The 20751-nt window shown below is 60.2% G+C and carries 18 protein-coding genes; 9 read left to right on the forward strand and 9 right to left on the reverse strand.

What is annotated here, in order from left to right; genetic code table 11:
* Positions 1-94 precede the first annotated feature (94 nt).
* The 6 genes from LOY50_RS04055 to LOY50_RS04080 all read right to left on the reverse strand — a co-directional run bounded on the left by LOY50_RS04055 (position 95) and on the right by LOY50_RS04080 (position 8099).
* A complete protein-coding gene (locus tag LOY50_RS04055; RefSeq protein WP_253471540.1) occupies positions 95-373 on the reverse strand; it encodes a hypothetical protein in 279 nt (92 codons plus the stop codon).
* A 127-nt stretch (positions 374-500) separates the two neighbouring features.
* Positions 501-3311 carry an FAD-binding and (Fe-S)-binding domain-containing protein gene (locus tag LOY50_RS04060; RefSeq protein WP_258690356.1) on the reverse strand — a complete coding sequence of 937 codons (2811 nt, stop codon included), beginning with the start codon at positions 3309-3311 and terminating at the stop codon, positions 501-503.
* Positions 3308-3979, reverse strand: a complete 672-nt coding sequence (locus tag LOY50_RS04065) for a lactate utilization protein (RefSeq protein ID WP_258690357.1) — start codon at positions 3977-3979, stop codon at positions 3308-3310. Before LOY50_RS04065 ends, LOY50_RS04060 begins: the two co-directional genes overlap by 4 nt.
* Positions 3976-5433 carry a LutB/LldF family L-lactate oxidation iron-sulfur protein gene (locus LOY50_RS04070; protein WP_214512207.1) on the reverse strand — a complete coding sequence of 486 codons (1458 nt, stop codon included), beginning with the start codon at positions 5431-5433 and terminating at the stop codon, positions 3976-3978. Before LOY50_RS04070 ends, LOY50_RS04065 begins: the two co-directional genes overlap by 4 nt.
* Positions 5430-6254, reverse strand: coding sequence for a (Fe-S)-binding protein (locus tag LOY50_RS04075; protein WP_063322994.1), 825 nt, complete (start codon positions 6252-6254; stop codon positions 5430-5432). The genes LOY50_RS04070 and LOY50_RS04075 overlap by 4 nt, the downstream gene beginning before the upstream one ends.
* 150 nt (positions 6255-6404) lie before the next feature.
* Complete coding sequence (locus LOY50_RS04080) at positions 6405-8099, reverse strand: lactate permease LctP family transporter (RefSeq protein WP_258690358.1); 1695 nt, start codon at positions 8097-8099, stop codon at positions 6405-6407.
* Between the two features lie 262 nt (positions 8100-8361).
* Between LOY50_RS04080 and LOY50_RS04085 the strand changes: the two genes are divergently transcribed.
* Positions 8362-9129 (forward strand): FCD domain-containing protein, encoded by a 768-nt coding sequence (locus LOY50_RS04085; protein WP_072411334.1) that lies wholly within the window; start codon positions 8362-8364, stop codon positions 9127-9129.
* Between the two features lie 725 nt (positions 9130-9854).
* Here LOY50_RS04085 and smpB read toward each other — a convergent pair.
* A complete protein-coding gene (gene smpB, locus LOY50_RS04090) occupies positions 9855-10337 on the reverse strand; it encodes an SsrA-binding protein SmpB (RefSeq protein WP_003197663.1) in 483 nt (160 codons plus the stop codon).
* A gap of 118 nt (positions 10338-10455) precedes the next feature.
* On the opposite strand from smpB, the gene LOY50_RS04095 reads away from it, so the two are divergent.
* Genes LOY50_RS04095 through LOY50_RS04105 form a run of 3 tightly spaced genes read left to right on the forward strand, consistent with a single transcriptional unit; the run spans position 10456 to position 12609 of the window.
* Complete coding sequence (locus LOY50_RS04095; RefSeq protein ID WP_253471548.1) at positions 10456-11859, forward strand: sodium-dependent transporter; 1404 nt, start codon at positions 10456-10458, stop codon at positions 11857-11859.
* Between the two features lie 7 nt (positions 11860-11866).
* Positions 11867-12310, forward strand: a complete 444-nt coding sequence (locus LOY50_RS04100) for a type II toxin-antitoxin system RatA family toxin (protein WP_024617726.1) — start codon at positions 11867-11869, stop codon at positions 12308-12310.
* Entirely contained in the window at positions 12307-12609 is a 303-nt protein-coding gene (locus LOY50_RS04105; protein WP_214512211.1) for an RnfH family protein, read from the forward strand. The genes LOY50_RS04100 and LOY50_RS04105 overlap by 4 nt, the downstream gene beginning before the upstream one ends.
* A 59-nt stretch (positions 12610-12668) precedes the next feature.
* On the opposite strand, the gene LOY50_RS04110 is transcribed toward LOY50_RS04105, so the two are convergent.
* Complete coding sequence (locus LOY50_RS04110) at positions 12669-13196, reverse strand: outer membrane protein assembly factor BamE (RefSeq protein WP_214512212.1); 528 nt, start codon at positions 13194-13196, stop codon at positions 12669-12671.
* 97 nt (positions 13197-13293) lie between these two features.
* On the opposite strand from LOY50_RS04110, the gene fur reads away from it, so the two are divergent.
* Entirely contained in the window at positions 13294-13698 is a 405-nt protein-coding gene (gene fur / locus LOY50_RS04115) for a ferric iron uptake transcriptional regulator (protein WP_003197684.1), read from the forward strand.
* Positions 13699-13775: 77 nt separating this feature from the next.
* Here fur and recN read toward each other — a convergent pair whose 3' ends face one another.
* A complete protein-coding gene (gene recN / locus LOY50_RS04120; protein ID WP_212797594.1) occupies positions 13776-15449 on the reverse strand; it encodes a DNA repair protein RecN in 1674 nt (557 codons plus the stop codon).
* A gap of 241 nt (positions 15450-15690) precedes the next feature.
* On the opposite strand from recN, the gene grpE reads away from it, so the two are divergent.
* The 4 genes from grpE to dapB all read left to right on the forward strand — a co-directional run bounded on the left by grpE (position 15691) and on the right by dapB (position 20537).
* Complete coding sequence (gene grpE, locus LOY50_RS04125) at positions 15691-16257, forward strand: nucleotide exchange factor GrpE (protein WP_013692249.1); 567 nt, start codon at positions 15691-15693, stop codon at positions 16255-16257.
* Positions 16258-16322: 65 nt separating this feature from the next.
* Entirely contained in the window at positions 16323-18275 is a 1953-nt protein-coding gene (gene dnaK / locus LOY50_RS04130; protein WP_256211756.1) for a molecular chaperone DnaK, read from the forward strand.
* A gap of 321 nt (positions 18276-18596) precedes the next feature.
* Positions 18597-19721, forward strand: a complete 1125-nt coding sequence (dnaJ, locus tag LOY50_RS04135; RefSeq protein ID WP_014336569.1) for a molecular chaperone DnaJ — start codon at positions 18597-18599, stop codon at positions 19719-19721.
* A 9-nt stretch (positions 19722-19730) separates the two neighbouring features.
* Positions 19731-20537, forward strand: a complete 807-nt coding sequence (dapB, locus tag LOY50_RS04140; protein WP_003197696.1) for a 4-hydroxy-tetrahydrodipicolinate reductase — start codon at positions 19731-19733, stop codon at positions 20535-20537.
* Positions 20538-20751: the final 214 nt, after the last annotated feature.

Here is a 20751-nt window from a genome sequence, read left to right on the forward strand (position 1 = left end):
GAGCCTGACGCTTCGTGGATCTGCTGAAGCGGCAAGCATCTGCAGTGTACGCCAATCCGTGACTGAGGCCAACCCGAAGGTTGGCCCTCAGCGGTCAGGAGCTTTTGCCGTCTTTGCTGACCTTCTGGATCTCCTGGATGGTCTGGGTGGTCTCGGAGATGCATTTCTCGGTGCCTTCCTTGGTGTTCATGGCTTGATGGGCCTTGGCTTGCTGGATGCTGGCCTCGACTTTAGCTTCTATATCCGAGCCCTGATACTGGGTCTTCGCGTTCTCGATGGTTTTCAGGTTGGTATCACAGAGATCGGCGGCAAACGAAGACGACGCCAGCATGGAGGCAGTGACGAACAGGCCTAGCAGTACAGAGCGTTTCATGTGTCTCTCCTTGAACTGAGGGCCCAGGCATCGCTGGCCATCAGGACGGCTACCAGTTTTTGGAAGGTCCCGCGTTTGCGGGACTTGATCAGTGGACTGTGCCGGTGCGCCAGGGTTCTATTTTTCTTCAGGTCGCCCTGGCCTGGGTCACTCGATCAACCAGGTAGACCAGCCCGTGGTAGTCAATTGCGCCGTGTTGTGTAAGACCGATCTCACAGGTGCGGCTGGTGGAAATCCCTTCGCTGCAATGCTGTACCGCGTCCTTCAGTGAGCGCAGCGAGTGGGCGTTCAGCTCTGGTGTGGAGAAGCCCTTGTCGCCGGCGAAACCGCAACAATGGATGCCTTCCGGGATGACCACGTTTTTACTGCACTGGCGCGCCAGTTCGATCAACGCCTGGCCTTCGCCAAGGTGCTGCGTGCTGCACGTGACATGCACCGCGATGGGCGCCTCCTGGGGAATGAAGTCGAGACGATCCATCAAGTGGGTACGGATGAAGCGCACTGGGTCATACAGATCCAGGCGCACGTCGCCAAGGTCCTGGACCAGCCGCAATGTGCAGGGGCTGGTGTCACAGTAGATAGGGTCGAGCCCGCCGCGACTGGCGTGCAGCAAGGCGCCGATCAGTTCCTGGCGCTTGTGCTCGGCCTGTTCCGTGTAGCCTTTGGACGCAAAGGGTTGGCCGCAGCAGAGGCTGTCCACGTTGTCTGGAAAGACCACCTGATAACCGGCCTTTTCCAGCAGGCCGCGGGTCTTGTCGTACAGCGACATCTGCTCCTTGTCCGGTGCCGCCGGGCCCATGACCCGCGACACGCACGCCGCCAGGTACACGACTCTCGGACGTTCGTCCGACACGGCGGGGCTGAAACGGATCGCCTTTTCCGGCTGGGGCATGGCGTTGGTCCACTGTGGGACCTGGTCCTTGGACAGGCGCGTCAATGAGGCCGACAGTTTCGCTAGGCGGGGGGCGCCCAGCAGCATGCGCGCACCGTTGGCGACGTGCAGGGCGAAGCGTGCGCCTTGCAATGTGGTGGCGAAATTTCCTTCAATCCAGTTGGCGGTTTTCGTCTTCGTTGCGTCACGGCTGCGCAGTTTTTTCACCAGCTCGCCGGTATTGATGCCTACCGGGCAACGTTGTGCACACAGGCCCGTGGCGGCGCAGGTATCGATGCCCTGGTATTGGTAGGCACGTTCCAGTTCGGTGGTGTCCGTGCCGACGCGTTTTTTGGCTTGGATATCCCGCCAGATCACGATGCGCTGGCGCGGGCTCAAGGTCAGGTCCTTGGACGGGCACACCGGCTCGCAGAAACCGCACTCGATGCACTTATCCACAATCTCATCGGCGGCCGGCAGCGGTTTAAGGTGCTTGAGGTGGATTTGCGGGTCTTCGCTGAGCACCACGTCCGGGTTGAGGATGCCGTTGGGGTCGAGCAGGCGTTTGAGCTGCCACATCAACTGATAGGCATCACTGCCCCATTCCAGCTCGACGAACGGCGCCATGTTGCGCCCGGTGCCGTGTTCGGCTTTCAGCGAGCCGCCGAATTCCACTGCCACCAACTGCGCCACGTCATCCATGAACGCCTGGTAGCGTGCGACTTCTTCAGGGTTGTTGAAGCCTTGGGTGAAGACGAAGTGCAGATTGCCTTCCAGCGCGTGTCCGAAAAGGATCGCTTCGTCGTAGTGATGTTTGTCGAACAGCTCGATCAGGCGGTTCACGCCAATGGCCAGTTGTTCCACCGGAAAGGTCACGTCTTCGATGATCACCGTGGTCCCGGTTTTGCGTACCGCACCCACGGCCGGGAAGGTGTCTTTGCGGATCGCCCAGAGCCGGGCGTTTTCCCGTGGGTCTTCGGTAAAGTCGACCTGTTTTTCCACTGGGAAGCCGGCCAGCGAGGCCATGATCCGGGCCAGTTGTTCTTGCAGTAAAGACGAGGAAGCGGCGCGGGATTCGATGAGCAAGGCGCAGGCATTGATCGACAGATGCTGTACGAAATCCGGCATGCCCGGTTTGTCCTGCACCGAGCGCAGGCTGCGGCGGTCAAGCAGCTCCACGGCCGAGACTGGTTGGCTTTTCAGCACGGTGACGGCGTTGCAGCAGGTCTCCACATCGGGGAAGACGATCAGGGCCGAGGCTTTGTTCGGGTGGTCGATAACGGTGTTGTAGGTCACCGCGCTGATGAAACCGAGGGTGCCTTCGGAGCCGACCAGCAGGTGGCTCAAGATATCCACAGGCTCGTCAAAATCCACCAGGGCATTGAGTGACAGGCCAGTGGTATTTTTCAGACGGTATTTATGCCGGATTCGCGCAGCCAGTTCAGTGTTGGCGCGGGTCTCGCGGCCCAGAGTCGCCAGGCGTCCCAGCAGTTCGCCATGGCTCGTACGAAAAGCCGCCACGCTGCTGTCGTCTTCAGTGTCCAGGCGCGTGCCGTCGGCCAGCACCAGGCGGATGCCGGCCAGGGTGTGATAGGTGTTCTGCGCCGTGCCGCAGCACATGCCGCTGGCGTTGTTGGCAACGATGCCGCCGATTTTGCAGGCGTTGATCGACGCCGGATCTGGGCCGATCTTGCGCCCGAACGGCGCCAGCCAGGCGTTGGCCTGGGCGCCGATCACGCCGGGCTGCAAACGGATCTGCATGCCCTGTTCACGAATCTCGCGCCCGTTCCAGTTATCCCCCAGCACAATCAGCACCGAGTCGCTGATGGCTTGCCCGGACAGGCTGGTGCCGGCGGCGCGGAACGTGACTGGAACCTGGTCGCGCTGGGCCAGTTTCAGCAGGGCAATCACTTCATCTTCGGATTCGACGCGTACCACCAGTTTCGGAATCAGCCGATAGAAACTGGCGTCGGTGCCGAAGGCCAAGGTCGACAGCGGATCGTCGAAACGGCGTTTCTGCGGGATCAGTTGTTGAACGTCGTGTAGGAAAGAGGCCGGAAGGGTCATTGGTCCTCCAGAATCAAAACCACCAGATCCTTCGGGCCATGGGCGCCATAGGCCAGGATTTGCTCGATGTCGGCGGTTTTCGACGGGCCCGATACCAGCAGGGCGTTGGTGGGCATGCCTTGGGCCCACTCGAATTCCTGCTGCACTTCATAGAAGTTGTCACGGATCTCGCTGGCCTTGAGCAGGGCGAAATGCACCGGTGGCACCAGGCTCATCAGCCGTGGTTCTTCACGGGTTGGCCAGAGAATCAGGCTGCCGGTGGCGGCGATGGCGCCGAGGGTCCCGGTGAGGCTGGCGGGGGTGTCGTTGAACAACTCGGCTTTCCACTCTTCTACTGGGCGGTCGTAGGCCTTGAGGGTTGGCAGGTCCGGATGGTTCGCCCAGAACTGTGTGATTTTTTGCCCGTGCGCGGTGGTCGGGGCGATGAGCAGGCTCGGCAATTGACGGTCGCGCAGCAATTGCGCGAGCAGGGCCGGCCAGCCTTCATCGGACGTCAGGTGGATTTCGGTGTGCACCGCTTCCATCAATTTGCGCAGTTGCGGGATGCGTTCCTCGGGCGCATAGCGGTAGGTCTGCGTCACTAGCTCGACGTCGAAGTTGTCGGCAACGGGCGTGGCGCCGGTCAGGCTTTTACGCAGCTTGGCGAGGATATTGTCCTTGGCGCTCATCGGCGGTCTCCCTGCTGGTTCAGGTGTTCGCGAGCCAGGTCATGCAATGAGCGGGCGGCGGGTTTGGGGGCGCTGTGGTTCTGGGTCCATGGGCCGATGTTGTTGGGCGTCAGGGCGCGCAGGCGCGTGGCGAGGAACCCGAACAGCCGATACAACCGTGGCGAACTGTTGAGCCGAGCCCAGGCATTCCAGATGAAGCGTTCCTTGGGCGAATATTTGCTGCCCTGGCCGCGCATCACCTGATGGGGGCTGTCCGGCGCCTTGACGTTTTCTTCCCGCAGCCGCCGCAGCAAAGCCGGGATCGGAATCTTCACCGGACACACTTCACCGCAGGCACCGCATAGCGAAGAGGCGCTCGGGTGGTCCGGCACCTTGGCCAGGCCGACCATGTGCGGCGTGATGATTTTTCCGATAGGCCCAGGGTAAACCTCGCCGTAGGCATGACCGCCGATTCGGGTATAGACCGGGCAATGATTCATACAGGCGCCGCAGCGAATGCAGTTCAGTGTCTGGCGCAGTTCGCTGTCGGCAAACGCCTGGCTGCGACCGTTGTCGAGCAGGACCAGGTGGACTTCCTGGGGGCCGTCCAATTCGTCAGCCTTGCGCGGGCCGGAGATCATGTTGACGTAGGTGGTGATGGGCTGGCCGAGGGCCGAGCGGGTCAGCAGCGACAGCAGCGGCACGACGTCGCGCAGGTTCTCGACGACTTTTTCGATGCCGGTCACGGCAATGTGCACCGGCGGCACGGTGGTGGACATCCGCCCGTTGCCTTCGTTTTCCACCAGCAGCAGCGTGCCGGTTTCAGCGACGGCGAAGTTGACGCCGGAGACGCCGATGTCGGCCTCGAAGAATTTCTGCCGCAATACCTTGCGACCGATCTGAATGAGTTGGTCAACGTCCTTGGTGTACTCCACGCCGAGTTTGTCGTGGAACAAGGACGCGACCTGACCGGCATTCTTGTGGATCGCCGGCATAATGATGTGTGAAGGCTTCTCGTGGTCGAGCTGGACGATGTATTCCCCCATGTCGGACTCAAGACATTCAATGTCCCGAGCCTCGAGGAAATGGTTCATCTCCATCTCTTCGCTGACCATCGATTTGCCCTTGATCACTTGCCGCGCCTCGTGAGCGCGGATGATCGAGAGGACGATGCCGTTGGCTTCGTCCACCGTTTCCGCCCAGTGCACGTTCACACCGTTGCGGGTCAGGTTGCTTTCAAGTTGCTCGAGCAGGTCGGGCAGCTTCGATAACGCACGGGCGCGGACGGCATTGCCCAGCACGCGCAGGTGTTCTCTTTCGTGGGCATCGCTGAAGGACGTTGCCCGCTTGGTCATCAGTGAATCCATCGCGCTGCGAAAGTTGTTTCGCAGTTGCGTGTCGTCCAGGGCCTTGTGGGCTCGGGCGCGAAAATCTTCCTGCACCTCAACGGTCGGAATCAGCGTCGGCGTGCTCATGCGACACCTCCGCTACGCTGCCAGAGGAAGCTCGCCAGGTGCTGGCCGCGTAACGCCTCCTGCTGTTTTTCCAGTGCGCCGTTGATGTTCATCAGGCAGCCACAATCGGCACTGATGACCTTGTGCGCGCCGGACTCCTTCAGCGCTCGGGTCTTGTCGGCCACCATCGCGCCGGAAATATCCGGCATGCGAACGCTGAACGTCCCACCAAAGCCACAGCATTCACTTTCGTGGCTGTGTTCAACTCGTTCCACATTGCGCAACTGCGCCAACAACGCGCGGCCGTGCAGGTGGGTGTTCATTTCACGCCGTGCCGAGCAGGACGTATGCAGCGCGACTTTCACTGGTTCGCCGCTGTCGTTCAACTGCACCTTGCAGACGAACAGCAGGAATTCAGCCAGTTCATAGGTCCGGGCCGCCAGGGCCTGGACCTGTTTGAGCGTGTCGGGCTCATCCTTGAACAGATCGGCGTAATGCTCGCGCAGCATGCCGGCGCAGGAGCCCGAGGGCACGACCACCGGATAATCTTCGGCAAACAGGGCCAACTGCGCCCGTGCCACCGTCCGCGCCTGCTCGGTGTAGCCCGAGGTGTAGGCCGGTTGGCCGCAGCAGCTTTGCCCTTGCGGGTAGTCCACCCGGATTCCTTCGCGCTCCAGCAGATGAATCGCATCCATCCCGGCTTCGGGATAGAACAGGTCCACCACGCAAGTGCCGAACAGGTAGACCCTTTGCGGTTTCTCGCTGGGGTACTGCCGAGGCTCAGGCAATGGCGGGGCGACACGGGTCGCGTTCGGCACGGCGTTGTAAAAAAGCTCGCTCATCAGGCGTGTCTCCGGGTGGTCCCGGTTATCCGTCCGCTGAGGCTGCTGAATATAGACAGGAAATCTTTCAGCAGCCTTGCAGACCCGGTGGTGAATAGCAGACGCCGAATCACGGTTCGGCGTCGGTTTTTTCAGTGCTGCGTGTAGGACTTAATGAACCAGCATGCCGGTAAACCAGTAGGCCTGGGCCAACGTGATCAGGCCGACAATCGTTGCAAAGAATAGGCTGTGTTTGAGGGTGAAACGGAACAGATCCGATTCCTTGCCCACCAGCCCGGTCGCCGCGCAGGCCACCGCGATCGATTGTGGCGAAATCATCTTGCCGGTCACGCCGCCGCTGGTATTGGCCGCGACAAGCAAGGTGTCGTTGACGCCGAGCTGGTGCGCGGTGGTGGCTTGCAGCGAGCTGAACAGCGCGTTGGACGACGTATCGGAACCGGTCAGGAACACACCCAGCCAACCCAGGAACGGCGAGAAGAACGGGAACGCCGCGCCCGTGCCGGCCAACACCAGGGCCATGGTCGACGACATGCCCGAGTAGTTGGTGACGAAGGCGAATGCCAGCACCATGCCGATGGACAGGATCGGCCAGCGCAGCTCGAAAAGTGTCTCTTTAAAAGTGGTAAGACCAGTTTTTACATTGATCTTCAGCACCAGCATCGAGATCAATGCGGAGAAGAAAATCGCCGTGCCGGTGGCGGAAATCGGATCAAGCTTGAACACGGCCGGAATGGCAGTGGGGTTGATCACGATGGGCGCGACCTTGATCACCATCTGGTCCAGGTGCGGGATGGCGAAGTTGAACACCCAGCCGTACATCGAGCCACCTGCGGCGAACATCGCCTTGAACGGCTTGAGGGTCCAGATCGTCACCAATACGGTCAGGATCAGGAACGGCGACCAGGCCTTGATGATTTCTCCCAGGCTGTAGGGCGAAGCCACGGTGCTGCGCGGTTGGCCGAAACCGCCGGCGCTGGCGGTGACCGTGGTGCTGGAGGTGGCGCCGGCAATCTGGGCGCCAGCGGTGCGCTTGGGCTGCCAGACTTTCAGGAACAGCGTCAGGGAAATCAGGCTGGCCAGGGCGGAGGTGATGTCCGGCAGTTCCGGGCCAATGAAGTTGGAGGTGAAGTACTGGGTGACGGCGAAGCTCAGGCCTGCCACCAGTGCAGCAGGCCAGGTTTCCCGCACGCCGCGCAGGCCGTCCATCATGAACACCAGCCAGAACGGCACGAACAACGACAGCAAGGGCAGTTGGCGACCGGTCATGGCGCCGATCTTGAAGGCGTCGATCCCGGTGACCTGACCGGCCACGATGATCGGAATGCCCAACGCGCCGAACGCGACCGGGGCGGTGTTGGCGATCAGGCACAGGCCCGCGGCGTACAGGGGGTTGAAGCCCAGGCCGACCAGCAGGGCGGCAGTGATCGCCACCGGAGCACCGAAACCGGCGGCACCTTCCAGGAATGCGCCGAAGCAAAAGCCGATCAGCAGCACTTGCAGGCGTTGGTCATCGGTAATCGACAGCACCGAGCTGCGGATCACCTCGAACTGGCCGCTCTTGACCGTCAGTTTGTAGAGGAATACGGCGGCGACGATGATCCAGGCGATGGGCCACAGGCCGTAGGCAAAGCCATAGCCGGCGGCTGCGAAGGCCATGTCGGCGGGCATATTGAACGCGAAAATCGCCACGGCAATCGCCAGGGCCAAGGTGATGCTGCCGGCCACATGCCCCTTGAGGCGAAACACCGCCAGGGCCAGGAAGAAAAATACGATGGGAATGACGGCCGCGAGCGCGGACAAGCCGAGGCTGCCGAGCGGGCTGTAGAGCTGTTGCCAGGTTTGCATGATGGGTGGGCCCCTAATTGTTGTTGGTCAGGCACTGCCAGCGGGTTTGGTTAATTGGTAATACCAATTTACAATCGCTGTTGGCTAGGGTAAAAGCCTTGGTTGTCATGTGTCAATTTGCCGCCCTGAAACTTTCGTCGAATAAGCGGTGCAGAGCGCATCTGATCCGGTGGTGCAAAACGGCTTTGATGGGTGTGGACAAGGCCCGGATGGGCCAGAATAGAGAGCCCGGCGAGCGGTCGGGATCGTGGAGAATTGAGTTATGGGGTTTGATCAGATTCGTCAGCGCCGTTTGTCTGACGATATTGTCGAGCGGCTTGAAGGCATGATCCTTGAGGGCACGCTCAAGTCCGGTGAGCGGCTGCCGGCCGAACGGACCCTGGCTGAGCAGTTCGGTGTGTCACGCCCTTCGTTGCGCGAGGCGATCCAGAAGCTGGCGGCCAAAGGCTTGTTGGTCAGTCGCCAGGGCGGCGGCAACTATGTGGTGGAGTCGCTGGGCTCGACGTTCAGTGATCCGCTGCTGCAGCTTCTGGAAAGCAATCCCGAAGCGCAGCGTGACTTGCTGGAGTTCCGTCACACCCTGGAAGCGTCCTGTGCTTATTACGCGGCCCAGCGGGCCACGGATGTGGACCGCGAGCGGCTGACGGCGGCATTCGACGAACTGCAGGACTGTTACTCGCGCCACGACGAGGTGAGCCGGGCGGAGGAGGGCGCGGCGGATGCCCGGTTTCACCTGGCGATTGCCGAGGCCAGTCATAACGCGGTGTTGCTGCACACGATTCGCGGCTTGTTCGACCTGCTCAAGCGCAACGTGGTGACCAACATCGGCGGCATGTACAAGCAGCGCAGTGAAACCCGCGACATGCTGATCAGCCAGCACCGGGAGTTGTACCAGGCCATAATGGACGGACACGCCGAACAGGCGCGGGAAGTGTCCAGCCGGCATATCTTGTATGTGCAGGAGGTTCTGGAGGAGGTGCGTCAGGAAGTGCAGCGCGTGGCGCGGGCGGAGCGGCGTAAAGGGATGTAGCGCACGAACCTTGTGGGAGCGAGCTTGCTCGCGAAAGCGGTCTGTCTGACACATCACTGCCGGATGTGTCGACGCCATCGCGAGCGAGCTCGCTCCCACATTGGATCTTCAGTGAACACGGGGTCTGTGTGTTGCCGGGATCTGGTGTGGGGGCGAGCCTGCTTGCGAAAGCGGTCTGTCTGACACATCACTGCCGGATGTGTCGACGCCATCGCGAGCAAGCTCGCTTCCACATTGGATCTTCAGTGAACACAGGGTCTGTGTGTTGCCGGGATCTGGTGTGGGAGCGAGCTTGCTCGCGATAGCGGTCTGTCTGACACGTCACTGCCGGATGTGTCGACGCCATCGCGAGCAAGCTCGCTCCCACATTGGATCTTCAGTGAACACAGGGTCTGTGTGTTGCCGGGATCTGGTGTGGGAGCGAGCCTGCTTGCGAAAGCGGTCTGTCTGACACATCACTGCCGGATGTGTCGACGCCATCGCGAGCAAGCTCGCTCCCACATGGATCTTCAGTGAACACGGGGTCTGTGTGTTGCCGGGATCTGGTGTGGGAGCGAGCCTGCTTGCGATAGCGGTCTGTCTGACACGTCACTGCCGGATGTGTCGACGCCATCGCGAGCAAGCTCGTTCCCACATGGATCTTCAGTGAACACAGGGTCTGTGTGTTGCCGGGATCTGGTGTGGGAGCGAGCTTGCTCGCGATAGCGGTCTCAAGGACGAAAGAATCAGTCTTCCTTGCCCTTGTTGCGCACCGCGCGCTGCAGCTCGCGGCCCGCATCGCGTTCACGCTCGGTATCGCGCTTGTCGTATTCCTTCTTGCCTTTGCCCAGGGCAATTTCGCACTTGATCAAGTGCTTGCTCCAGTACAACGACGTGCAGACGCAGGTGTAGCCCTTCTGTTGCACAGAGGCGAAGAGCTTTTCCAGCTCGCGCTTGTTGAGCAGCAGCTTGCGCGAGCGCGTCGGGTCGGCGATCACGTGGGTGCTGGCGGTGGTCAGCGGCGTGAAATGGCTGCCCAGCAGCCAGGCCTCGCCGTCCTTGAGCAGCACGTAGCTGTCGACCAGTTGCGCCTTGCCGGCACGCAGGCTCTTTACTTCCCAGCCGGCCAGGACCATGCCAGCCTCGAAACGTTGTTCGATGAAGTAATCGTGTCGCGCCTTTTTATTTTGCGCGATGGTCCCTGTGGGGTGTTTCTTCTGTTTAGCCATAGGGGCGGCATTATAGGCAGTTGCGTGCGTGTCGGCTACGGTGAAGCAGCGTGCTTGAGCACGTTGAGTGAATCCCGGACAATGCGGCCTCTTTTTTTAAAGCTTGGGCGTGATCACGATGTCGACAGACAAGGTTTCTGTCCACGGCAGTTGGGCTAGCCGCTGGGTTTTTATATTCGCTGCAACCGGTTCTGCGGTGGGGTTGGGCAGTATCTGGAAATTCCCCTACATGGTCGGCATCTACGGTGGCGGAGCCTTCGTACTGATGTTCCTGGCGTGCATTGCGCTGATCGGCGCACCGGTAATGCTGGCCGAAACCCTGATCGGTCGTCGGGCCCGGCAAAGCCCGGCCAATGCCTTGAAGGTGCTGGCAGTGGCGGCGGGGCACTCGCCCAAGTGGTCGTGGGGCGCCTTCGCCGGGATGATCACGGCGCTGTTGATCCTGTCTTTCTATAGCGTGGTCGGCGGTTGGTCGCTGGACTACATCATCGACATGGGGCGTGGGGATTTTCAGGGTGTGACACCTGACCAGGTGGGCGCCTACTTCGGCAATGTGATTGCCGATCCCTGGAGGCTGACCCTCTGGCACACGATTTTCATGGTGCTCTCGGCGGTGGTGATTGCCCGGGGCGTGGTGGCCGGGCTTGAGCGCAGCCTGCGGATCATGATGCCGTTGCTGTTCGTGATGATCCTGGTGCTGCTGGGCTACAGCATGACCACCGGGCATTTCATGGAAGGCGTGCATTTCATGTTTGACTTCCAGCCGGAGAAAGTCCTGGACGGCCTGCTGCCGGCCATGGGGCATGCGTTTTTCTCCCTGAGCGTCGGGGTCGGTTCGATCATGATCTACGGCGCCTACATGCCCAAGAATGCCTCCCTGACCCGGACCGTTGTCGGTGTCGCACTGCTGGACACCTTCGTGTCGCTGCTGGCGGGTGTGGCATTGTTTCCGATTGTGTTCGCTGCCGGCCTGAACCCCAGTGAGGGGCCGGGGCTGATGTTTGTCAGCCTGCCTTTTGCCTTCGGCAGCATGGCGTTCGGCCAAGTGATGGGCGTGGTGTTTTTCCTCCTGGTGGCCATCGCCGCCTGGAGTTCGGCCATCTCCCTGTTGGAGCCCATGGTGGCTTACCTGGTTGAGCGGACCCGACTCAGCCGCGCCTGGGTAACCTTCTGGTTGGCCTTCACCTGCTGGTTTGTCGGCCTGGGTACGGTGTTCTCCTTCAATATATGGAAGCAGGCGAAGTTTTTCGTGAACGAAGACGGGCTGTTCCATCTCTACCAGTGGGGCGCAACCGGAGGGCTGGATTTCTTCGGCGTGATTGATTTCTTCACCTCGCGGATCATGCTGCCATTGGGTGGTTTGTGTTTCGTAGTGTTTGCAGGATGGATCATGGGGCGTGAAGCGGTGCGTGATGAATTGTCGCTGCGTAGCCCTGTATTGTTTGGTTTGAGCCTGTTCTTGATGCGCTACGTGGCGCCCATTGGCATTCTTGTAGTGTTTGCCGCCCAGCTGTGGAAGTGACGCTTACATGACGACACATATTCAACGCTCGGCCTTGCTGCCCTACCCGGCGCAGGCGCTGTATGACCTGGTCAACGATGTGGCGAGCTATCCGGAGTTCTTGCCGTGGTGCTCGTCGGCCGAGGTGCTGGAGAGCTCTGAAACCCATATGCGCGCCAGCCTCAACATTGCCAAGAGTGGCTTGAGCCAGCGCTTCGTCACGCGTAATACGCTGGTGCCGGGGCAGTCCATCGAGATGAATCTGGAAGAAGGGCCTTTCAACCAGCTCCACGGTGTCTGGGTGTTCAAGCCGCTGGGTGAAAAGGCCTGCAAGATCAGCCTGGATCTGTCGTTCGACTACGCCGGCCCTCTGGTGCGGGCGACGCTGGGGCCGCTGTTCAATCAGGCCGCCAATACCCTGGTCGATGCGTTCTGCCAGCGGGCCAAGCAGAATGCAGAGCTCAAGCGTTGATTGAGATAGAAGTGGTGTATGCCTCGGCGGAGCGTCAGGTCTTGCGCACCTGCGCGGTGCAGGAGGGTGCGAGTGTTCGCGCCGCACTGGCGGCATCGGGTATTGCCGATGCGTTTGCGGAGCTGGATCTGGCGACTTGCCCAGTGGGGATTTTTGGCAAGCTGGTTGCCGATCCAGAGCACCAGGTGGTGCAGGCGGCCGATCGACTGGAGATTTATCGCCCGTTGTTGGCCGATCCGAAGGAAATTCGGCGCTTGCGCGCGGCCAAGGCAGCCCAGGCACGCCAATCGGAGCAATAACCTGGCTTGAATGGCAGGCAATAAAAAACCCGGCATGCCGGGTTTTTTTATGCCGCAATTTATTGCGGCGAGGTGTCCAGGGGCTCTGGCGTCGGGACTGGTACGGTCTCGACTTTGTCCACATCCTTCTGGATCTGGTCCAGCAACGAACCTGGCTTGGCCGGTTTTTCCGGTTTCGGCTGTTCGGCCTTCTGGGCCGGGTCGGTCACGGTGTTGTCGCTGTCCTTGCCCAAGATGGCTTCGTCACGGCTCACGCCAGGCATGAAATCGCCTGACAGGCTGACAAGTTGGTCGTTGGGGCTAAAGATAACGCTGATGCGTTCCTGCTGGCGCTCACCGCCGCCTGGCTGCAAGCTGTACAGGTAATCCCAGCGATCGGCATGGAACGTGTCGGTCAGCAGGGGATTACCCATGATAAACCGTACTTGCCGGCGGGTCATTCCCGGGCGCAACTGGTCTATCATGTCCTGCGTGACGACATTGCCCTGCTGGATGTCGATTTTGTAAACCCCGGGGAATGAACAACCGGCGAGTGCGAGCAGTCCCACAAAGGTGAAACTGGTTAGCAAGAGCTTGGTGTTTTGCATCGGTGGGCGACTTCCACTATCTTGGCTGGGACAACGTAAACGCCGATCATACCCGCATTAAGAGAAGCTGCGAAGCAGCATCGCGAGAAAGCTGACCATGGTTGAAAATAGCGAACTACGCAAAGCCGGCCTCAAAGTGACCCTGCCACGGGTCAAGATTCTACAAATGCTCGATTCCGCCGAGCAACGCCACATGAGTGCTGAAGATGTCTATAAGGCGCTTATGGAGGCTGGTGAGGACGTCGGTCTGGCCACGGTTTACCGTGTTCTGACCCAGTTCGAGGCAGCTGGCTTGGTGGTGCGGCACAACTTCGACGGAGGCCATGCGGTCTTCGAGCTGGACGACGGCAAGCATCACGACCATATGGTCAACGTCGAAACCAGTGAAGTGATCGAATTCTTCGACGAAGAAATCGAGCGGCTGCAGAAAGCAATCGTCGACAAGTATGGCTTCGAGATGGTCGATCACAATCTTGTGCTGTACGTACGCAAGAAAAAGTAAGCATGTCGCGTGGACTATTACGGTTCGCGAAACGAACGAAGGCGACCCCAGGGTCGCCTTCGTGCTTTCTGCCGTTCTCAGATTTTCGCGGTAACGACCATTTTTTTCGCGTGGGCCAGGGATTCCTTGGTGAGGTCGATGCCCCCGAGCATTCGCGCCACTTCCTCTACGCGCTCGTTTTTGTTGAGCTTGGACACGGCGGTGCGAGTGGCATCCTCGCCGCGTACCTTGTGCACAAATAGATGCTGGTGTCCCTGGGCGGCGACCTGGGGTAGGTGAGTTACCGTCAGCACCTGGCCGCGTTCCCCTAGTCGGCGCAGCAACTGGCCGACAATTTCTGCGGTTGGGCCACCGATGCCCACGTCTACTTCGTCGAATACCAGCGTCGGCACGCGAGAGGTCTGCGCGGTGATGACCTGGATGGCCAGGCTGATCCGTGACAGCTCGCCGCCGGACGCGACTTTGGCCAGGGCCTTGAGCGGTTGCCCCGGGTTGGCGCTGACCAGTAGTTCCACTTGCTCCAGCCCGTTGGGCTGGAGCTCGTCGCCAGCGTTGGGGCGCAATTCGATGGTGAAGCGCCCGCCCGGCATGCCCAGGCGCTGGATTTCCTGCTCCACGGCGCTGGCCAGCCCTGTTGCGGCGTGCTGCCGCAGTTCACTGAGCTCCTTGGCCTTTTCCTGGTAATGACGGGCATAAGACGCCAGTTCGTCCGCCAGGCGCTCGATGGATTCATCGTTGGCGTTCAGGGTTTCCAGTTCTTCCAACAGCCGCTGCTGGAGTTCGGCAACGTCGGTCGGCTGGATGCGGTGTTTGCGCGCCAGTGTATAGATGGTGTCCAGGCGCTCTTCCAGGTACTGCAGGCGGGCCGGGTCGGCATCGAAATGATCGAGGAACCGATTCAGCTCCCCGACGGCCTCTTCGACCTGGATCTGCGCACTCGTCAGCAGGTTCGTCGCTTCGTTCAGGGCGCCCACCGAATTGTTCACGCTGGAGAGTCGGTTCAAGCTCGCTGTCAGTGCATTGAGCACATTGCCCGAATCGCTCTCGCTGCACTGTTCGACCACTTGCCGGCAAATGCCCAGCAGGGTTTCGGCGTTGGTGAGGTTCTTGTGTTCCTGCTCCAGTTCTTCCAGTTCATTTTCACCCAGGGCCAGGTTCTCCAGCTCCTCGAGCTGGTAGCTCAACAACTGGTGACGGGCACGCTGTTCGTCGCCGGAGTTGGAGAGTCGATCCAGTTCCTGGCGGGTCTGGCGCCAGCGCTGGGCCGCCAGTTGGACCTGTCGGGCCAGGTCGGTGGCGCCGGCGTATTCATCCAGCAAGCGGCGATGGGTGTCGGTCTTGAGCAGGGATTGGTGTTCATGCTGGCTGTGAATGTCGATCAGCAGCTCGCCGAGGGCCTTGAGGTCGCCCAAGGGGCAGGGCGTGCCATTGATGTAGCCTCGGGAGCGGCCTTCAGCGGTGATGACCCGGCGCAGGATGCACAAACCGTCGGTGTCCAGGTCGCGTTCGGCCAGCCAGGCGCTGGCCTCGGGGATGTCGACCAGGTCGAACGTCGCCAGGATGTCGGCCTTGTCCGCTCCGGGGCGCACCACGCCACTGTCGGCGCGGTCGCCCAGCGTCAGGCCCAGGGCATCGAGCATGATCGACTTGCCTGCGCCGGTTTCACCGGTGATCACACTCATGCCTCGATCAAGTTCGAGGTCGAGGTGTTCGACGATGGCATAGTTGTGTACGGACAGGTGCACCAGCATAAGGCCGCTCCCAGGCTTTAGGTCTGGTTATTTATACAGTGTTTTGTTTTGACCTGACAATGCCCTCGCTTAGCTCGATTTGCTTGGATAGATGATTTTCTTAGCGCGGCGGGGAATGGTTATGCAGCTGTTTTTTGTAAGGTTAATTCGTCAGATGGCCCTTGAAGCTGCAAAACCCGACCCCATATACCGGGGCAGAAGCGCGAGTTGAGCTCGCGGACGAAGTTGAGAGGAGAAATCTATGGCTGACGAACAGACGCAGGACACGCAAAATCTAGACGCCAATCAGGCTTCCCAGGACTCCGGTGAAGACCTGGCGGCACGTGTACAAGTGCTCGAGGAGCAACTGGCCGGTGCGCAGGATCAGGCGTTGCGTGTAGCAGCCGACCTGCAGAATGTCCGCCGTCGCGCCGAGCAAGATGTAGAGAAGGCTCATAAATTCGCCCTGGAGCGTTTCGCCGGCGACCTGCTGCCGATCATCGACAGCCTGGAGCGTGGCCTGGAGCTGTCCAACCCGGATGACGAAAACATTCGTCCGATGCGTGAAGGCATCGAGCTGACCCTGAAAATGTTCCAGGACACCCTCAAGCGTTATCAGCTCGAAACCCTTGATCCGCATGGCGAACCCTTCAACGCCGAGCACCACCAGGCCATGGCGATGCAGGAAAGTGCCGACGTCGAGCCAAACAGCGTGCTGAAGGTTTTCCAGAAGGGCTATTTGCTCAACGGTCGCCTGCTGCGCCCGGCCATGGTCGTGGTCAGCAAGACGCCAGCGCCGGTTTCGCCTTCTATTGATGAGCAGGCTTGAAATCGGTCGTAGCGGCCCCATCTATATGTCAAGCGTTTAAGTGCTACCGCAGTTAGCCACCACTGCTGCGGCAACCAAATCCAAGTTCCGGGAGAGTTAACATGGGCAAGATTATCGGTATCGACCTGGGGACCACCAACTCGTGCGTCTCCGTGCTGGAAAACGGCAAGGCCAAAGTCATCGAAAACGCTGAAGGCGCGCGTACCACGCCGTCGATCATCGCTTACGCCAATGATGGCGAGATTCTGGTTGGCCAGTCGGCCAAGCGTCAGGCAGTGACCAATCCGCATAACACCCTGTACGCGGTGAAGCGTCTGATCGGTCGCAAGTTCGACGAAGAAGTCGTCCAGAAAGACATCAAGATGGTGCCTTACAAAATCGCCAAGGCTGACAACGGCGACGCCTGGGTTGAAGTGAACGGCCAGAAAATGGCACCGCCACAGATCTCGGCTGAAATCCTCAAGAAAATGAAGAAAACCGCCGAAGATTACCTCGGCGAAGCGGTGACTGAAGCGGTCATTACTGTTCCTGCCTATTTCAACGACAGCCAGCGCCAGGCGACCAAAGACGCCGGCCGCATCGCGGGCCTGGACGTAAAACGTATCATCAACGAACCGACTGCGGCCGCTCTGGCCTACGGTATGGACAAGGCCAAGGGCGATCACACCGTGATCGTTTACGACCTGGGTGGCGGTACCTTCGACGTTTCCGTGATCGAGATCGCTGAAGTCGACGGCGAGCACCAGTTCGAAGTATTGGCAACCAACGGTGACACGTTCCTCGGTGGTGAAGACTTCGACATCCGCCTGATCGACTACCTCGTCGACGAGTTCAAGAAAGAAAGCGGCATGAACCTCAAGGGTGACCCGCTGGCCATGCAGCGCCTGAAAGAAGCCGCTGAAAAAGCCAAGATCGAACTGTCCTCGAGCCAGTCGACCGACGTGAACCTGCCGTACATCACTGCAGACGCCACCGGTCCTAAGCACCTGAACGTAAAAATCTCCCGCGCCAAGCTCGAAGCGCTGGTGGAAGACCTGGTTCAGCGCACCATCGAACCTTGCCGCATTGCCATGAAAGATGCCGGTATCGACGTTGGTTCGATCAACGACGTGATCCTGGTTGGCGGTCAGACCCGTATGCCGCTGGTTCAGAAGCTGGTGACCGATTTCTTCGGTAAAGAAGCACGTAAAGACGTCAACCCTGACGAAGCTGTTGCCATGGGTGCTGCTATCCAGGGCGCGGTATTGGCTGGTGACGTGAAAGACGTCCTGCTGCTCGACGTCAGCCCGCTGACCCTGGGTATCGAAACCATGGGCGGCGTAATGACCGCGCTGATCGAGAAAAACACCACGATTCCTACCAAGAAATCCCAAGTGTTCTCGACTGCCGACGACAACCAGGGCGCAGTAACCATTCACGTGCTGCAAGGTGAGCGTAAGCAAGCCGCACAGAACAAGTCCCTGGGCAAGTTCGACCTGGCCGAGATTCCACCAGCACCACGTGGCGTGCCACAAATCGAAGTGACCTTCGACATCGACGCCAACGGCATCCTGCACGTCGGAGCGAAAGACAAGGCTACCGGCAAGACTCAGTCGATCGTGATCAAGGCCAACTCCGGTCTGTCCGAGGAAGAAATTCAGCAGATGGTTCGCGATGCTGAAGTCAACGCTGAGGAAGACCGCAAGTTCGAAGAGCTGGCCAGCGCTCGCAACCAGGGCGATGCCTTGGTGCACTCGACTCGCAAAATGATCGCTGATGCTGGCGAAAAAGTGACCGCTGAAGAGAAAACCGCCATCGAAGCGGCCGTGGTTGCCCTGGAAGCTGCCGTCAAAGGCGACGACAAGGCTGCCATCGAAGCGAAGATCGAAGAGCTGTCCAAGGTCTCCGCGCCAGTGGCCCAGAAGATGTACGCCGAACAGGCTCAGCCTGCAGAAGGCGCGGCTGCGCAGGGCGAATCGGCCGAGAAAGCCGACGACGTCGTTGACGCCGAGTTCGAAGAAGTGAAAGACCACAAGTAATCGCTTGTTGGTCGGCCGGTTGACTGCATTTGTGCGGTGGCTGGTAGGATGTCGCCGCGCGGGAGCTTGCTCCCGCGTTGGCGTGTCTGGAGCTAATGAATTTTTACAGCATGCGACAGTGTTCGGGTGCTGACGGTGTGTTCGGGAATGCTCCTGCTTTCCGAGCGACATGCACCGCGTTTTGGCCGGGTCCCCGGCTGAAAGAAATATGACCAGGATCGTTGAATTGACGTGAGTTGGGTCCGGGCCTGTATTGGGGCTCAACGAGTTTGGCAAGGTTCAGGAGAGGTTTGCCGGACATCCATGAGAGTGCAAAGACCAATGGCAAAGCGTGACTTTTACGAAGTATTGGGTGTCGAGCGGGGGGCCAGCGAGGCAGACCTGAAAAAGGCCTATCGTCGCCTGGCGATGAAGCACCACCCGGACCGTAATCCCGACGATAAAGCGTCGGAAGAGATGTTCAAGGAAGCCAACGAGGCTTACGAAGTACTGTCCGATTCGAGCAAGCGCGCGGCGTACGACCAGTACGGGCATGCTGGTGTCGACCCGAGCATGGGTGGCGGCGGTGCCGGTTTTGGCGGCCAGAACTTCTCCGATATTTTCGGTGATGTGTTCAGCGATTTCTTCGGCGGTGGTCGCGGCGGTGCCCGTGGTGGCGCCCAGCGTGGCAGTGACCTGCGCTACACGCTGGAATTGAACCTGGAAGAGGCGGTGCGCGGTACCACCGTCAATATCCGTGTTCCGACACTGGTCAATTGCAAGCCGTGCGATGGCTCGGGTGCCAAGAAGGGTTCCTCGCCCGTTACCTGCCCAACCTGCGGCGGCATCGGCCAGGTCCGCATGCAGCAGGGCTTCTTCTCGGTGCAGCAGACCTGCCCGCGTTGCCATGGCCAAGGCAAGATCATTTCCGACCCGTGCGACTCCTGCCACGGCGAAGGGCGTGTCGAAGAGTACAAGACGCTGTCGGTCAAAGTGCCGGCCGGTGTCGACACAGGTGACCGCATTCGCCTGTCTGGCGAAGGCGAGGCGGGTGCCCAGGGCGGCCCGACGGGCGACCTGTATGTGGTCATCAATGTGCGCGAGCATGCGATTTTCCAGCGCGACGGCAAGCACCTGTTCTGCGAAGTGCCGATCAGCTTCGTCGATGCGGCCTTGGGTGGGGAGCTTGAGATCCCGACCCTCGACGGTCGCGTCAAGCTGAAAATCCCCGAGGGCACGCAGACCGGCAAGCAGTTCCGGATCCGTGGCAAAGGCGTCGCGCCAGTGCGTGGCGGTGGGGCGGGCGACCTGATGTGCCGTGTGGCGGTGGAGACTCCGGTCAACCTGGGTCGGCGTCAGCGTGAGCTGTTGGAAGAATTCCGCAACTCGTTGGCGGATGACAACAGTCACTCCCCGAAAACCACCGGTTGGTTCGAAGGCGTGAAGCGCTTCTTCGGCGACCTGTAAGGAGTTCGCATGCGACGTATAGCTGTGATGGGCGCTGCGGGGCGCATGGGCAAGGCGCTGGTCGAGGCGGTGCAGCAGCGCTCGCCGCTTTCCGGCCTGACGGCGGCCATCGTTCGGCCCGACAGCACGCTGGTAGGCGCCGATGCGGGCGAGTTGGCCTCGCTGGGGCGTATCGGCGTGCCGATGTCCGGCGGCCTGGAGAAAGTGCTCGACGAGTTCGATGTGCTGATCGATTTCACCCTGCCGGAAGTGATGCTGAAAAACCTCGCGATCTGCCGCAAGCACGGCAAGGCCATGGTGATCGGTACGACGGGGCTGGATGCTGCGCAGAAGCAATTGCTGGCCGATGCGGGCAAAGATATTCCGATCGTGTTCGCCGCGAACTTCAGCGTGGGCGTGAACCTGTCGCTGAAGCTGCTGGACATGGCGGCCCGGGTCTTGGGTGACGATGCGGATATCGAAATCATCGAGGCGCATCACCGGCACAAGATCGACGCACCTTCGGGAACGGCCTTGCGCATGGGCGAAGTGATTGCCGATGCACTGGGTCGCGACCTGCAGGAAGTGGCCGTGTATGGGCGCCAGGGGCACACCGGTGCGCGTGAGCGCAGCACCATCGGTTTCGCCACTGTGCGCGGCGGTGATGTGGTGGGCGACCACACCGTGCTGTTCGCCACTGAAGGCGAGCGCCTGGAGATCACCCACAAGGCATCGAGCCGGATGACTTTCGCCAAGGGAGCGGTACGTGCCGCGCTGTGGCTGGATGGCCGCGAGCCTGGTTTGTACGATATGCAGGACGTTCTCGACCTGCGTTGATGCCCTTAAGTGCGGGGTTCAGGTTATACTGGGCCCCGTTTTACACCGCTTCGCGACGTCCTGTCGCATTCCCCTGCCTTTAAGGCTCATTAGCGGTGGACCAAAAAAGCCTTTTTCTGTAAGCTACAGCTTTAGTGTGTCCACTAAAAGCGCGCAGAATAATTCAGTGAACAAGCGGGGTGACGTGTCCATACGTCACTCCGCTTTTTTACAA

The organism is Pseudomonas sp. B21-010 (genome assembly GCF_024749325.1).
GTDB classification, from domain to species: Bacteria; Pseudomonadota; Gammaproteobacteria; order Pseudomonadales; family Pseudomonadaceae; genus Aquipseudomonas; species Aquipseudomonas kilonensis.

Bases quoted from the DNA above. Each gene is read 5' to 3' on its own strand.
- LOY50_RS04055 (WP_253471540.1), bottom strand. From the start codon at position 373: ATGAAACGCTCTGTACTGCTAGGCCTGTTCGTCACTGCCTCCATGCTG.
- LOY50_RS04060 (WP_258690356.1), bottom strand. From the start codon at position 3,311: ATGACCCTTCCGGCCTCTTTCCTACACGACGTTCAACAACTGATCCCG.
- LOY50_RS04065 (WP_258690357.1), bottom strand. From the start codon at position 3,979: ATGAGCGCCAAGGACAATATCCTCGCCAAGCTGCGTAAAAGCCTGACC.
- LOY50_RS04070 (WP_214512207.1), bottom strand. From the start codon at position 5,433: ATGAGCACGCCGACGCTGATTCCGACCGTTGAGGTGCAGGAAGATTTT.
- LOY50_RS04075 (WP_063322994.1), bottom strand. From the start codon at position 6,254: ATGAGCGAGCTTTTTTACAACGCCGTGCCGAACGCGACCCGTGTCGCC.
- LOY50_RS04080 (WP_258690358.1), bottom strand. From the start codon at position 8,099: ATGCAAACCTGGCAACAGCTCTACAGCCCGCTCGGCAGCCTCGGCTTG.
- LOY50_RS04085 (WP_072411334.1), top strand. From the start codon at position 8,362: ATGGGGTTTGATCAGATTCGTCAGCGCCGTTTGTCTGACGATATTGTC.
- smpB (WP_003197663.1), bottom strand. From the start codon at position 10,337: ATGGCTAAACAGAAGAAACACCCCACAGGGACCATCGCGCAAAATAAA.
- LOY50_RS04095 (WP_253471548.1), top strand. From the start codon at position 10,456: ATGTCGACAGACAAGGTTTCTGTCCACGGCAGTTGGGCTAGCCGCTGG.
- LOY50_RS04100 (WP_024617726.1), top strand. From the start codon at position 11,867: ATGACGACACATATTCAACGCTCGGCCTTGCTGCCCTACCCGGCGCAG.
- LOY50_RS04110 (WP_214512212.1), bottom strand. From the start codon at position 13,196: ATGCAAAACACCAAGCTCTTGCTAACCAGTTTCACCTTTGTGGGACTG.
- fur (WP_003197684.1), top strand. From the start codon at position 13,294: ATGGTTGAAAATAGCGAACTACGCAAAGCCGGCCTCAAAGTGACCCTG.
- recN (WP_212797594.1), bottom strand. From the start codon at position 15,449: ATGCTGGTGCACCTGTCCGTACACAACTATGCCATCGTCGAACACCTC.
- grpE (WP_013692249.1), top strand. From the start codon at position 15,691: ATGGCTGACGAACAGACGCAGGACACGCAAAATCTAGACGCCAATCAG.
- dnaJ (WP_014336569.1), top strand. From the start codon at position 18,597: ATGGCAAAGCGTGACTTTTACGAAGTATTGGGTGTCGAGCGGGGGGCC.
- dapB (WP_003197696.1), top strand. From the start codon at position 19,731: ATGCGACGTATAGCTGTGATGGGCGCTGCGGGGCGCATGGGCAAGGCG.